This window comes from Pseudocolwellia agarivorans, assembly GCF_002000085.1.
In the GTDB taxonomy this organism is placed as follows: Bacteria; Pseudomonadota; Gammaproteobacteria; order Enterobacterales; family Alteromonadaceae; genus Pseudocolwellia; species Pseudocolwellia agarivorans.
The window spans coordinates 414,053-429,629 of record NZ_MUZU01000002.1 but is presented as its reverse complement, the minus strand read 5'-3'; the positions used below and the strand labels follow the sequence as shown (position 1 = coordinate 429,629).

Here is a 15,577-nt window from a genome sequence, read left to right as displayed (position 1 = left end):
CAGTTAATTGAAGGGGAAATACAGCTGCAAAACGAGGCAGCTGAAGTGTATTATTAAGAGGTAATGATCAAAGAAATTAATGAATTACTTCGTCAATATTTAGCTTGTTTTAATGAGTCATAGTTTTTATTTTCAATTACTTATTTTAAATCGAAAATATAACGCAATAAAAAAATAGCCGTTATAAAGTACGTGATGCCTGATACTTCTTTCATTCTGTTTGTTCCCATCATTATGCCCACGTAAGTAATAAAGCCTAATGCTATACCTTCACTAATACTGAAGGTTAGCGGCATGGCTATAAGTGCAACAGTTGCAGTGGCTAATGATGTCATGTCTGAGGTGTCTAAATGGCGAAAAGACTCCATCATAAATATTCCCACCATGATTAATGCTGGCGTAGTGGCCATTAAAGGAATAACTTTCATTAAGGGGGTTAAAAACAAAGCAAGAATAAAACAAATACCAACCACAATGGCAGTTAGACCTGTTTTTCCTCCGGCAGATACACCTGCGGCAGATTCAATATATGAGGTTACGGGCGAAGTACCTAATGATGCCCCAATAACGCTAGCACCAGCATCAGCCGTTAAAGCCGCGCCCATTTTAGGTAATTTCCCCTTTTTATCAACTAAATTGGCCTTACGAGTAACACCAATAAGGGTGCCAATAGTGTCAAACATATTAACGAACACTAACGCAAAAATAAGATCCCATGTTTGAGCGATGTTAATTATTGGATACATAATATCCATAGCAAAAAATGTATTACTTATACTGTCGGGTGCGCCTAAAATTGATTCTGGATGAGTCGTTAAATAACCCGTTTCAGTTGGAATAAAGGCACCAATAACGGTTAATACAACCACTGAAATTAAAATGGCACCTGTTACATTTTTAATAATTAATACAACGGTAAGTAAAACACCGAACAAAGCAAGTAAAGTAACGGGTTGCGATAAATCACCTATTGAAACAAAGGTCGCAGGATTACTTACCACTAATCCCGCGTTCTTTAAGCCAATAAAAGCGATGAATAAACCAATACCACATTGCACGCCTATTTTTAAAGCTTCGGGTACTGATTCTGCAATTTTAGTTCTTATACCTGTTAAAGAAAGTAGTAGAAATAAAATCCCATTCCAAAAAACAATACCTAAAGCAGCTTCCCAAGGAACCTCACGAGTTAAACAAATAGTAAAAGCAAAAAAAGCATTAAGGCCCATGCCAGGTGCCATTGCTATGGGGTAATTGGTCATTAACCCCATCATTATTGTGCCAATACAAGCTGCTAAGGCGGTTACTGTAATAAGGCCTTCAATGGGCATTCCGCCAGCAGCTAATATGCTCGGGTTTACCACTAACACGTAAGACATTGCTGCAAAGGTTGTTAACCCTGCAACAATTTCTTTTCTAATGTCAGTACCGTGCTCTTGCAGTTTAAAAAGTGTTTCTAATATTTTTATCATATTATTGCTCAGTGTAAGGCTATATTTTTTATGTATGGTTTTTATGTATTGTATTTTAACGTAGTAAATAAAAAATATACTGCAAGATTGCTTTATTTATTTGGTGTTAATAAACAATAAGTGACTATTTTATTAGTCAGTATGGAATAGGTTTATTTTTTATCGTAAGGCATTGTAGTTCGGTACGTATCCCAATGACTTGTTAAGGTGTCGATAACCTTACTTCCTACACTATAGGCTGACTCAAGGGCTGATTGCATTCCTGCATAACCTTCTGCGTTGCTTTCTTGTGCCAAATTTTCTGCAGCAGATAAACCGGTAGGTTGAACGGTGTAATTACTCCCTGTACGTAAAACCATAAAACGATTTTTATCTACCTTTCCTGCTTTATGTAAGAAAGTCATTGCTTGATAAGCTCCTGTATCTTCCATTCCTGAGCTTACAAAGTTTCCTTCGCCATCGGTCCAAAATGCTGTCCAGTCATTTGCCCATTCATTTAATAATTTACCATGCCAAAAAGTTGATCCAGATAAATGATCTCCTTTTAATACAAAAGGAGGTTTTTGTGCATTAGGATACTGGGTGTACTGATCGCGTATTGTTTTCATTGATGGGTAGTCGTTTAGTTTAGTATCTTTAGTTAACTCATAAGCCCAGTCACTAAGTTGGCTATTAAGTTTATATACTTCACCATTAGGTTTATGGTGTCCGTCAGACTCTTTTGATGCGGGGTAAGGTTCATTAGCAAATAGTGGAAAGTAACCCGTTTTCCAATTATCTGGTATTTCTCTTGCGTCAATTTGATGAGCTAAATCGCCATCAACCAACCAGGTTGCCCAAGCTGCAGATCCTATAGATGCATCCGCAGGATCAAATCCTGCTATACCGGCAACTAACCAATAACTGTGTGTTAAGTCAAAACGGTCATCAAGGCCAAGTGCCATAATAGCAGCAGACGCTCTTGCTATCCCCATGCCTGTAACCATACCTAAAACACCTGTTTTTTCATTAAAGTATAAGTCGTGATGGCCTTGTGGAAAGTCAAACTTTGTTGTTAATTTCTGTCCGCTTTTCCATAATTGAAACTCTCCAGGTTTATCACCGCTGTCTTCACCTATTTCAAACATGGTAACGACAACAGCCTTTACTTCAATTGCTTTTTGCTTTGGTGTTAATTGGTTATTTGCTGGTGAGCAAGCCGATGTGATGGCTATTATTATTAATGTGGAAAATATTTGTTTAATATTTTTCATTGTATTCTCTCTCGCTATTTAAAATAACTTTAATGGTTTATTAAAACGAAGGAACACATGAGTTCCCTCGTTTTGACAATTTTCAACTTAAGCGTTTATTTTCTTAAAATTTATAAGAAAATTTAGCTTGGAAGTGTCTAGGCAGCTCAGGCAATACGATTTGAGCACCAAACAAATCAGGAAAGTTGGCACGGTAATAATCTTCATTTGTGATGTTTTTAAGATTAATACTCGCAGTCCATGTTTCAGCGTCGTAGAAAATACCGGCATTAATTAACGTATAAGCGGGTAGTTCAACGGCTTGTGAAAAGCCAGAGTAAGTAGAGTCGGCTCTTACTACACTTGCGTTAGCTGCGAACCCATTAAGAAAGTCGTAAGTTGCTGTAGCTGTATATATATGTTCAGGTATACCAGCTTTACGAGACTCTTCTTTATTATTAACAAAGGTTAAACCTATAACGTTACCACCATAAATTAACGATGGATCAGTCAGTGATGTTAAGTCTTCTGCACCTAAGAAACCAAATTGTGAGCCTTCTTCTTGCGCCGTAATGTTATAAACTTTTAAATTGGTGTAACCGGCACTTACAACAAGCTGCTCGTTAACTACCCAGCGTAGTTCAAATTCAACACCTTCGTTTTGCGTTGTTGCATTGGTTATGATCGCTTGAGCATTAAAGTCTGTACGCTTTTGTTCATATGAAGAAAGTGCGAAGTACAAGCTATCATCTAAGAAGGTACCTTTAATACCAAATTCAGTTAATTCTGATGTATCAAATGCACCACCAGACGCCACTGTGCTAGCGTCTATTTCAGCACCTTGGCCTGCAATTAAGGTCGCTTGTTCAGCCTTAGTAAAATATGGAATTAAACCAAATTCTGTTTTGAATGAAATACTGGCGTTCCAAGAAATACCATCTACAGTATCTTTTTCTGTCGTAATTGGTGCTACTTCAAGTAGCTTGTCGCCTCGACTGGTTGACTTAATATCTATGCTGTCGTAACGGATACCTAGCACAGCGTTTAAACCAAACTCCCATGTTAGGTCTGTCATCGCAGCTATACCATAATCGGTGTAATGACCAGTGCTGTATGTGGTGTAATCAGCATCTATACGTGTGGACAGTAAACGCCTATCCAATGCAGATGAAGGCATAGTTAAATCACGACGGTCGAAATATTCATGCGTAAAATCATCGCCATGCTTAAAGTTAGTATGTCTAATAGACGGTGAAATTTGTACTTGTGCTAAAAGTGAATCTATTTCAAATTCATTTGAAAGTATAACTTTATCTTCAACGACATAGCTGTCGTGAAATTGTGAAAAGCCATAAGCATTTTCATTTAAATTTTCGTAGGCTTCATAGAATAATTGATTTTTTACTTCCCAGTCGTTTTCGCCATAATAGGTTACATCAAAATACAAGGTGTTCACTGTATTTGCTAATATGTCGTCTGCTGCTACAAGTACACTGCTTTTACTGAGTTTTGTTGTGCCGGGGTTATCAAGCATCATTTCTGGTGTTGCTTGATCATTAGTAAATGAAGGTGGAAATGCGTAGAAAGAACCTTCACCAGCAAGATCTACTTTTTCATAGACTGGATGATCTAAAGCTGCATATTCTTGATGTGAAATTGAACCGTCACCATTTGTATCTAGTGGCTTAGCTGTTCCTGTTGTGTACGTTTGGGTATCAATTAAATTTTGTGTTAAACGGTTCCAACCCGCTACTTGATTACCTTCGTATCTATGGTGCATACCACCTAGTTCTAATTTTAAATTGTCAGTAATATCTATATCAAAGGCAGCTTGCAATACGGTTTGATCCGTATCGGTATTATCATAAAAACTGCCAGAGTTTTCGATTTCACCGTAAAGATAAAATCCAGCGGTTTTACCCGCAATTTGTGCAGGGCCGCCGACTTCAGCTGTAATAACATTTTTATCCCAGCTACCTGTAGTATAAGAAAATTCACCTTCATTTTTATCAAGGTATCCGCCTCCACTTGCACGTGCAGATTTTGGTGTGAAATTTAAGTAACCACCAATTTTTGAAGGGCCATAAATAGGTGAAGCTGGACCACGAACAATATCAACACGGCTAGAAGCACCAATAGGAGTAGGGTAGTTACCCGGGTTATCTAAGCGTTTTACGCCTCTGAAATAAGTTTCACCGGGAGTGCCTCGAACATCTAAAGAACCAGCAACACCGAAAAATGATTGTGTAAAAGTACCTGGAGAGAATGCAACTAACTCATCGATATCACTTATACTAAAGCGTTCAATTTGTGCGTCAGATATTGTTGAAGCTGAACGAGGGGTTTCTAAAATTGATTTTCCAAAACCAAATACAGATTCTACATCGTTACCAGGTAAGCTTCCTAGTGAACCGGTAACTTCTATTTTTTCAATTTCCTTGTTGGTGTTGCTAGCTTCCTCTGCCAGTACGTTAGACGAAATGGACAAGCCTAATGCTACAGCTGCTGCTAACGATGATACTTTATATTTTATTATTGGCATGATTACCCCTTGATAGTTTATAAATTTTTCGACGCTATTTTTGTTATTAGCTTTTGTGTAAATATTTTTTTATAAGTAAATAGTGTTTCTAAACTTGGTAACTGCAGAATTAATGCCACAATCCTGACACTGGTGTCAGGATTTGTTTTTTTAATTATAAGTGATTGTTTATTAGTTGTTTTGTTTTTATTGATATGAGCTAGTTTGTTTTTTATGCAAAAGTAACAGGATAAAGTTACGTGTTTTGTTTATTTAATAAGCACCGTGGTGGTGCTTAATGCACCAATCAAGTTAGAGTTTTAATCTTAAAGGTGAGTGTAGGTAGCGATTTATTTGTTAGTTTGTTGATGGTTTAAGGTTTCTCCTAGAATTACGTTAATAATTCATATCTCAGGTTCATTAACATAAAGCGTGTAGCTTTTTGGCTAAATTATTATGTAATGAAAAGAGTTCTTCTTGTAATATTTTACTATGGTTTGCATTTTCTATTACCCATTCTCCACCTACCATCAGTTTTTCTACGTGTTGCGCACCACAAGTTACTATACTTGCGATAAAGTCACCTACACCTGAAAACCGTAATTCGTCTAACTTAAAAAAAGCAATATCGGCTTGTTTACCCGGTGCAAGTTCACCAAGGTCACTTCTATGGAGTACGTTGGCAGAGCCTTTGGTGGCCCAGCCTAGTACTTTTTCAGCTGTAATGACTTGTGCACCATAAGTGAGTCGTTGTTGTAACAATGACTGACGTACTTCTTGTATCATATTTGAACAATCATTAGAGGCTGAACCATCAACCGCTATTCCTATGTTACAACCCGCTTTTTCGAGTGCTATGGTAGGGCAAATACCTGAAGCTAATAGCATATTTGATGTTGGGCAGTGTGCTATTCCAACTTGTGCTTTACCGAGTGCATTGATTTCGTCTTGATTAAAATGAATGCCGTGTGCAAGCCATGTATTGTTAGTTAACCATCCACAATTGTTTAAATATTCAAGAGGTCTAACACCATATTGATTAACGCAGAAAGCATTTTCATCTTCTGTTTCAGCTAAGTGAGTATGAATAAGTACGTTGTTTTTGTTGGCTAGTGTTGCTGTTTCTTTCATTAATTCAGTTGTTACGGAAAACGGGGAGCAAGGTGCTAATGCTATATTAAGAAATGAGCCTTCGCTTGCGTCATGGTATGTAGAAATTAAGCGCTGGCTGTCATCTAAAATTGTTTGTTCGTTTTGTACTACGCTGTTTGGAGGTAAACCACCGTCTTGTTCACCTAAACTCATAGAACCACGGGTTAACATAGCTCTACAGCCTAAATCATGTAATGCGTTTATTTGAATATCAATGGCATTTTCTAAACCTTTCGGGAAAACATAATGATGATCACAAACCATTGTTGTACCTGAAAGCATTAGTTCGAGTGATGCTAAGCGTGTGGCTGCATGCAACATAGGTTCATCAAGGTGTTGCCATACTTTATATAGGGTTTTTAGCCATGGAAATAATGGCTTGTTTATCGCTTGTGGTAAGCAGCGCGTTAAGGTTTGATAAAAATGATGGTGTGTATTAATTAACCCTGGTGTTAGTACTAGATTACTGCAATCTATTACAGAGTCGTAACTACACTCGGGTTGTTTTCCTTTAGGCACACATTCTACAATTTTGTTGTTGTGAATAACTAATCCATTGCTTGCATCAAAAGCGTTAGCGGTAAATACCGCTTGAGGAGATTTAAGCCATAATTTACTTTTAGCTGTGTTTGGCTCAATCGTATTCTTTTGAATTTTTTGCATAGTTTGCCTTTTAATTTTTATCTGAACTGATATTGGTATCGAAAGCGTTTTCGTTTAGCTCAATAGTATTTTTTGGTAATAAAAGCGTAAGTGTAATGGCTGTAAACCCTGCGGTAGTTACCGGTGATGACAATATGTTTTTTAACCATAAAGGTAGCTGCGCCAATGCTTCTGGTACTAACATTGCGCCTAAGCCCATGCCAAAAGATGTTGCTATAATTAAACTGTTTCGTCTGTTAATAGGCTCGAAAGACATTATTTTTATTCCTGCAACCGCAATGGTGGCAAACATAATTAATGTTGCGCCACCCAAAACAGGTTTCGGCATAGCTTGTAAGATCCCTCCTAAAATAGGAAATAAACCTAATAAAATAAGAATGCCAGCAATAAAAAAAGCAACATATCGGCTTGCAACACCTGTTAATTGAATAACGGCATTATTTTGTCCGAACGTAGTATTAGGAAAAGTATTAAAAACCCCGGCAATTAACGAATTAATACCATCGGCTAAAATACCGCCTTTTATTCTTTCTATATAACGTTTACCTTTTATGGGTAAGCCACAATACAAGCTATTAGCAGTAAGATCGCCAGCGGTTTCTACAGCCGTTAGTAAGTACACTAGTGCTACAGGAAGGAATATTTGCCAGTCAAACGCTAAGCCATATTTAAAAGGGAGAGGGATTGATATAACAGGTAGTTGTGACAGGTGATTAAATGAAAGTAACCCAAGCGGATAAGCGATTAATGCACCAACAAAAATGCCGATAAAAATAGACGACAATCTTAACCAAGCATTCTTGCTGGCATTTAAGGTAATTATTATGACTAGTACTGTTCCGCCTAATAACAGATTTTGTATTGACCCGAATGATTCACTGCCAAATCCGCCAGCTAAATCTGTCATTCCTACCTTTATAAGTGACAAACCTATCGTTGTAATTACGATGCCGGTAGTTAATGGGGTAATAATTTTTTTAATTTTATCAATAAAGAAGCTAATAAAAATTTCAATAAATGAGCCAACCAGTGTTACACCAAACATCATGGCTAAAATATCATCTGAACTACCGCCACGACTTTTTACTATAAAGCCACCGGTAATTAATGCGGTAATAAAAGCAAAGCTGGTACCTTGCACTGCAATAAGCCCACAACCGATACGCCCAAACTGTTTAGCTTGAATAAAAGTCGCTATACCAGACACAATTAAAGCCATACTGATCAAATAGGGTATTTGGCTTGTTAAGCCTAAGGTTGAACCAATAATAAGTGTAGGCGTAACAATTCCTACAAAACTAGCAAGTACGTGCTGAAAAGCTGCCGTTACACTTTCAAAAAAAGGTGGTTTGTCGTTTAATGTATATAAAATATCATGATTTTTTTGCATATATATAAACCTTAATTATTGATATTTTCCTGTTAAGTAACGATAAAAAGACGGGTTCACCCAAATAGACTCAGTATTTATTTTTACAATACTCGGAGTGTTCACTAACTGTTTTTGTATATGGTTTATAACATCAGATTGTTGTGTGTTAAGTGCTAAAGTTGATGCCGTGAAATGACTAAATACTAGGTTAATACGTGTCACTTTTTTGTAGTTTTTTTCTTGAACAAATGAGCGATAAAATGGCTGCCACCAAGCATGAATGATAAGGCCTTGTTGGTTGTTATTATTGCGTTTAGCGTATTGATTAATAAGGGGCATAAAATTAAGCTTTTCTTGATGGTTTTCAAAAGCTAGTTTTAAATCATATTCTTGTGCGTAACGTATTTTTTCCTGTAATTCGTTATCAGTTATGTCGTTCCAACCGGATCTAATATTAAAGGCCGATGTTTTAGGTATTAATTCCCAAGTAAATTTAACTTGATTAAGTGTTAATAAAACAATGAGTTGTTTAGCGTGTGCTAGAGATGAATGCCCGTAGAGTAAAGTGTTGTTTTGTAATAAATTATTGTTATGGGTTTTGTTTTGTTTAATGTTATATCCCTGAATAATATTATTGCGTAATAATAAATTTAATGGGTTTATTATCTCTTTCGGAATAACTAAATGTTTATTGGTTAACGGGGACAGTGCTTTACATTGGATGAGTTGAGGTGGTTTACGTTCTATTTTCGTAATACAGCCTAACTTTTTTAATAATGCGGCTGATTGACGTTCTTGGATTGTGGTTTTAAGTGCATTGATATTAAGTGTTTGTTCACTGTCTAAGAGTATATCTTTTATCTGTGTTGGGGTAATCGTATGTGCAACTTCTGATAACTGAGCTTGGGCGATAACCTCAACATAACTCTTGTTTGATTGGCTTTTTAAAAGTTGCTTTGGAAGAGTATCTGCATAATTAAAGCAGGATATTGAAAATAAAAAATATAAAACGCTTTTGTATGTTTTACTTTTGTTATTTATATCATTGTTTTTCATATTAACCAGCCACGCTAGGGGAGTGGCTTAAAATAAATTCATTAAATATGGGGCGTTTTTTTAATGAATTTTCCCCTTTGTGTTTATAGTTTTTTTCAAATTCCAAGATGTTCTTATCAAGTTTTTTTAGTAATTTTCTCTTGGTTTTAGTATCTAAAAAGCTGAAAGATAATGAGTTTTTACTTAAGTTTGTTATTTCAGACCATGACAAATTAAAATACTTAACTCCTATAAAAAATTCATCGGTCATATTTGAATGCCACATACCTCGATCGTCTGTTGATAACGCTACAGGAATCCCTAAGCGTAAAAACTCAGGAAATGGATGCTGATTAAGGTCAGCCACGTAACCGAGTTTTAAATTACTGATCAGGTTAATTTCTATTAAATAATCATTATTGCGCATTAATAATAGTGTTTGCGGATCACTTAATAAGTTAATTCCATGGCCGATTCTTTTGGCTCCCAACAATAGCGTATCGCGAATATTAAAATTAGGCGCTTCAGATTCACCTGCGTGTATGGCTAAATTAATAGCGGGGTATTTGCTCCTAAGTTTTTTCAGGGTAGGTAAAAAACGAAGAGGGTGGCCTTTAGGGTTATCTTCACGGCCTACCATATTAATACCTACATAAATATTACGGTGCTTATCAACAAAGTCATACATAGATGTTAATGCTTGTTCTGCATTGGGTAAAAATCGTAATAAGGCATATTGTAGACGCACAGTTACACCTGTTTTAATTGCGTCTGGTTGACTTAAACGAGCGATATATATGTTTAATGCTTCTTCCTGTGTATAAGGGCTTCCGTCTACTTTATATTTTTGCGTTGCATTTAATTGTGCTTCTATATATAGAAGTCCTTCTTTACCGAAAGACTCCATGTTTTTTACTAACATTTCTGCTGCAATAAAAGGATTTGCAGTAAGTTCGTTAAGTCGTTGCCAATGAGTTTGGAAAAACTCATCTCGTCCCTCATGAGGTTTATCTAACCAAATACTTTTTTTCCAAGATTCAATTTCACTGTTATTGAGTTTATTGAGGGCAGTGTAATTATTTTTTTCACATTCGTTTAATTTGTTATAACTACTACCACTAATAGTACGAAACATGAGGGTTTGAGTTTCCATGCCAAATTCATTTTTTCCGTAACCGTTACAAATGTTTAGGTGAGTTCGGGTGAAATAGGTGTATCCACCATTTTTTTCTTGGTTTAATGCAAGCTCGTACCACCATTTAGGTAGGTTACTACCACTAGAATGATGATGGAGATCTCCACCTTTAGGCATGTTATATAAAAAATGATAAAGCTGTTTATCTGTTGCATTTTTTTTAAATTGTTCAAACCAAAGATGCTCGTTATTTGAAGATATAAAGGAAGAAGTAACAGTTTTGTTAGCTGTAGTACTATTCTTATCAACGGCAAATGAGTGCGTAGCAAAAATTACGAGTAACCCAATTATGTAATGTATGCGCTTTATAAATAAGAACATTTAACTTTCCTTATTAGAGTAATGAATGAAAACGAATATGAAACTCCTTAAAGTTTAATGATCATTTTGTGTAGCATTGTTGATCACGCAACAAAAGGTTAAGTATTTCTTAGTAGTTATAGATACAAGCAAAAACATAACCAATTGGTTTGTTTTTTGTTTTTTAGATTTGATTTTTACGTAAGTATTTGTATTTTAATTGAATAAATTTTTATGACATTTGCTAGATATTTTCTTGTGAGGTTTGGTTAGTCGTAAAATGCAACTTAAACAATCGATAGTCCTCTTTGTTGCACCAAAATCGATAGGCTCTTTTGATGAAGAGAATAGGGTTAATTTAAGCCTGTTTAGTTTGTTGAAGGCTTTACTGGTTTTATAAATTGCAAAAATAGGCCGATTTATTATGTTGTAAGGCGAAATGGGCAGAGTCAACTGTAATACCATCATAAAACATTCATTATAAATGATGAATGTAGAGTAGGGTTTAAGTCGTTATTCCTGTATACTACGCGACCTTAAATTTGAGTCTTTTGTTATTTAATTTTTTACTTTTATATAGCTGTTAGCACAACCTAGGAATATCCTTTTGATCACTACATCTAACATTACAATGCAATTTGGCGCAGAGCCTTTGTTTGAAAACATCTCGGCTAAATTTGGCAACGGTAACCGTTACGGTTTGATTGGTGCTAATGGTTGCGGTAAGTCTACCTTTATGAAAATACTGACGGGTGAATTAACGCCAAGCTCAGGTAATGTTTCAATTTCAACGGGTAATAAAGTGGGTACCTTAAGCCAAGATCAATTCGCTTTTGAACAATACAGCGTGGTTGATACGGTTATTATGGGCGATGTGGCTCTATGGAAAGTTAAGCAAGAAAGGGATGCTATTTACGCTCAAGCCGAAATGAGTGAAGACGATGGTATGCGTGTTGGTGATTTAGAGAGCCAATTTGCAGAAATGGACGGTTACAGTGCGGAAAGCCGCGCGGGTGAAATTTTATTAGAAGCAGGTATTGAAGAATCTTTTCATTACGGTTTAATGCAACAAGTGGCGCCCGGTTGGAAACTACGTGTGTTACTTGCACAAGCTTTATTTGCTAATCCAGATATTTTATTACTGGATGAACCAACCAACAACTTGGATATTCATACCATTAGCTGGTTAGAAAACGAGTTAAATAAACGTAAATGCACCATGATCATCATCTCTCATGATAGACATTTTCTTAATGAAGTTTGTACACATATGGCGGATATTGATTACGGTGAGTTACGTATTTACCCTGGTAATTACGAATTCTTCCTTGCGCAATCCGCCTTATTACGTGAGCAATTATTATCAGGTAATGAGAAAAAAGCTGCTGAAATTGAAGAGCTACAAGACTTTGTAAATCGCTTTGGCGCTAATGCTTCTAAAGCAAAACAAGCCAGTTCTCGCGCTAAAAAAATGGATAAAATTAAACTTGATGATGTGAAATCGTCAAGCCGTATAACACCTAAAATTGCTTTTGCTGCTGGCAAAAAAATGCATCGCCAAGCGTTAGAGCTTGAAAATCTTAGCCATGGTTTTGATGGCGAAACACTCTTTAAAAACGGTGATTTACTCCTTGAAGCGGGTGCTAAGCTTGCAATTATTGGTGAAAACGGCGTAGGTAAAACAACATTCTTACGTTGCTTAATGAAAGAATTAGAGCCGCTCGATGGCGTAGTTAAGTGGTCTGAAAATGCTTCAGTAGGGTATTGCCCACAAGACAGCGGACACTTTTTTGATAACGACTTAACCTTAATGGATTGGATGTCGCAATGGCGAAGACCGTGTCATAACGATTTAACTGTGCGTGGCATGTTAGGACGTATGTTGTTTACTGACGACGACGCCAACAAAAAAGCCCGTAACTGTTCAGGTGGAGAGAAAAACCGTTTACTTTTCGGTATGTTAATGATGCAAGACGTTAATGTATTAATTATGGATGAACCAACCAACCATATGGATATTGAAGCGATTGACGCATTAAATAATGCGCTTAAAGACTTTGAAGGTACACTAATTTTTGTAAGCCATGACCGTGAGTTTGTATCAAGCTTAGCAACACGTATTATTGATATTAAAGATAAAAAAGTGATTGATTTTCAAGGTTCATTAGACGAATACCTTGATAATCAAAAGACTGCGGACAAAGTGGCTTAAAGGGGAATTTTATTAACGTATAAAACCTTGTGTTTTTATGCTCTAAGTTTATGTATCGCATTGTCTTTAATAACATATTAGCTGTCTAAAGTTACTTATTAATACTCAATATTAATAAGTAACTATTTCTTTCTTAATATTACCTTTCTTAAATGCAAATCTATAATTAATATCTATAAACTACGCTCAATATAAAAATATATCTTTACTTAAAAGCTATATTCAAATGAACTTCTTATATGCCCCTTTTTATTCAATATACTGGTTTAAGTGGTAACGAGTATCTGTGTAAGTGCATAATTGAGTTGATTTAAGGATTAAATAAATATCCAGAAGAACTTATTTCTTGGTCTATAATTTATGAAAGACGATTAAAGGTTGTTTATGAAGTTGATTAGGTTAAGCGCTTTCCGTATTTTTGTTCTGTTATTTATTTTCGGGTTGCCTACGTTTGCACAAGCCCAAATCCAAACCCAGATGGAAATTGATAAACGTATAGATTCACTAACTCACGATACTACCCTTACCCCAAAAGAGATTTTAGCTGAGCTTGATCCTCTGATTGACGTGATTAAAAAAAATCAATGGCCTGTCATTTTAATTAAGGCTATGTCGCTCAAAGTTCAACAGTTAAGTATTTTAGAGCACTTTAATGAAGCTAATGATCTTATTAATGAATTTCTTCCCAAGGCTAAAAAACTAAATTTAAAAAATGAAATATTAAATTTTGAATTAGGATCACTTGTTATTGAAGATGCTAAAGGCTTTTCAAAGAAAGTTATTGAAATGCGTGAAATATTACTCAATAAAGCTGAAGCGGAAACAGATAAATCTATTGTCGCATTAATTTATGTTGATTTAGGAGGAAGCGAAATTCTTTCTAGAAACTATACCCTAGCACTTCAATATTTTAAAAAAGCTTATCAATTATATTTATCATTAGACGACAAAGTGAATACATCCCTCGTATTTACTGAAATCGCGGGTGTTTATTTAAGTCTTGAAGATTATGAAAGAGCTAAAGAGTTTTACCGAGAAGCATTGAATATTTTCAAAGAAACTAAAAAGCAATTTTCTGAATCTATAGTCTTACATAATTTGGGGCGAACGTATTTATTCAACGGTGAATATAAAGAGGCAAAAGAAATTTTTGAAGAGTCCTTAGCACTAAGTACCTTGTTAGATGACAAAATTGGCGTGACATGGGCACAGTTTTCGTTAGCTAGCGTACTTTTTCATGAAAAAAAATGGCAAGAAGCATTAAATTATTACAAGGGGACTGCTGAAATTTTTGCTGAAAGTGGTGATAAACATATGTATTTTGAGTCATTGTTAGGAGTTATGAAAACTCAAATAAAACTTAAGAATACAGATGAAGCAGCAGACGTTTTAAAGCAATTAGAAATATTATTAGCTGACATTAATCAACCGACTTACAGCGCATTTTTTTTAGAGGTTTCTGCTCAACTTGCCTATGCACAAGGTGATTACTTAACGGCTTATCAAAACGAAAAAAAATATCGAGAGCAAAAAGAGCTTATTCATAAAATAGAAACAAAGCAAAATTCACATAAATATCGAGTGCAATTTGAAAGTGAGTTGAAAGAAAATGAAAATAAAATGTTACTTAAAGAAAATGAATTAAAGAATTTAAAAATTGCCCAACAGCAACAACAGAAAAAATATGGGTATTTGATCATAGCGTTTACAATAGGAGTTATTTTTATTTTTGCTTTTATGCTATTTAAGCTTAACCAACACCGTAATCGCTTTAAAGAAATGGCTTTAAAAGATCATTTAACTAACTCGCCTAATCGACGTGCAATACTGCAGTATGCGAATGAACGTTTCAAAGAAGCTAAATGTAATCACGTAGACTTATCTATAGGGATTATTGATTTAGACTTTTTTAAAAAAGTCAATGATACTTACGGGCACGATGTGGGAGATGAAGTATTGAAGTCATTTGCAATAGCATGTCGAACTATCATGAGAAAAGAAGATAAATTTGGCCGCTATGGTGGTGAAGAGTGGCTTTTTGTTTTGCCTGATACTAATAAAAATAATATTAAACTTATTTTTGAACGATTACATCAAGAGCTTAATAATAGACCTATAATTGGTTTACCCCCTGAACAATATATAACCTTTAGTATGGGAGTCGCTGGCTTTAAACACGGCGAAGATACAAGTTTACATGCCTTGATCATGAGAGCTGATGACTGTTTATATAAAGCAAAAGGTGCGGGGAGGAATAAGTTAGAAATTGAACATGTGTAACCTAGCTTTAATTGAATAATTATCAATATAACCTGAGTTCGGTTTAATATATTGTTAACTCCTTGAAAAGTAATCACTAAAAACTCGGTTCGCTTCTAGCTTGATAGTTTTACTTAATTCAAGGCAAATTTACGCGTCAATAGCTA

The 15,577-nt window shown here is 35.4% G+C and carries 9 protein-coding genes; 2 read left to right on the top strand and 7 right to left on the bottom strand.

Annotated elements, in window-relative coordinates:
* Positions 1-140 precede the first annotated feature (140 nt).
* The 7 genes from B0X80_RS04900 to B0X80_RS04870 all read right to left on the bottom strand — a co-directional run bounded on the left by B0X80_RS04900 (position 141) and on the right by B0X80_RS04870 (position 10,960).
* Positions 141-1,469 (bottom strand): NCS2 family permease, encoded by a 1,329-nt coding sequence (locus B0X80_RS04900; RefSeq protein ID WP_077338673.1) that lies wholly within the window; start codon positions 1,467-1,469, stop codon positions 141-143.
* A 152-nt stretch (positions 1,470-1,621) separates the two neighbouring features.
* Entirely contained in the window at positions 1,622-2,722 is a 1,101-nt protein-coding gene (locus B0X80_RS04895; RefSeq protein WP_077338672.1) for a purine nucleoside permease, read from the bottom strand.
* 103 nt (positions 2,723-2,825) lie between these two features.
* Positions 2,826-5,243 (bottom strand): TonB-dependent siderophore receptor, encoded by a 2,418-nt coding sequence (locus B0X80_RS04890; protein ID WP_077338671.1) that lies wholly within the window; start codon positions 5,241-5,243, stop codon positions 2,826-2,828.
* A gap of 399 nt (positions 5,244-5,642) precedes the next feature.
* Positions 5,643-7,037, bottom strand: coding sequence for an 8-oxoguanine deaminase (locus tag B0X80_RS04885; protein ID WP_077338670.1), 1,395 nt, complete (start codon positions 7,035-7,037; stop codon positions 5,643-5,645).
* Between the two features lie 10 nt (positions 7,038-7,047).
* A complete protein-coding gene (locus B0X80_RS04880) occupies positions 7,048-8,427 on the bottom strand; it encodes a nucleobase:cation symporter-2 family protein (protein ID WP_077338669.1) in 1,380 nt (459 codons plus the stop codon).
* Between the two features lie 15 nt (positions 8,428-8,442).
* On the bottom strand, positions 8,443-9,465 hold the full coding sequence (locus B0X80_RS04875) for a hypothetical protein (RefSeq protein ID WP_077338668.1): 1,023 nt from the start codon (positions 9,463-9,465) through the stop codon (positions 8,443-8,445).
* A 1-nt stretch (position 9,466) separates the two neighbouring features.
* Entirely contained in the window at positions 9,467-10,960 is a 1,494-nt protein-coding gene (locus tag B0X80_RS04870; RefSeq protein ID WP_077338667.1) for an adenosine deaminase family protein, read from the bottom strand.
* A gap of 586 nt (positions 10,961-11,546) precedes the next feature.
* On the opposite strand from B0X80_RS04870, the gene B0X80_RS04865 reads away from it, so the two are divergent.
* A complete protein-coding gene (locus tag B0X80_RS04865) occupies positions 11,547-13,151 on the top strand; it encodes an ABC-F family ATPase (protein ID WP_077338666.1) in 1,605 nt (534 codons plus the stop codon).
* Positions 13,152-13,535: 384 nt separating this feature from the next.
* Positions 13,536-15,431, top strand: a complete 1,896-nt coding sequence (locus B0X80_RS04860; RefSeq protein ID WP_077338665.1) for a tetratricopeptide repeat-containing diguanylate cyclase — start codon at positions 13,536-13,538, stop codon at positions 15,429-15,431.
* Positions 15,432-15,577 lie beyond the last annotated feature (146 nt).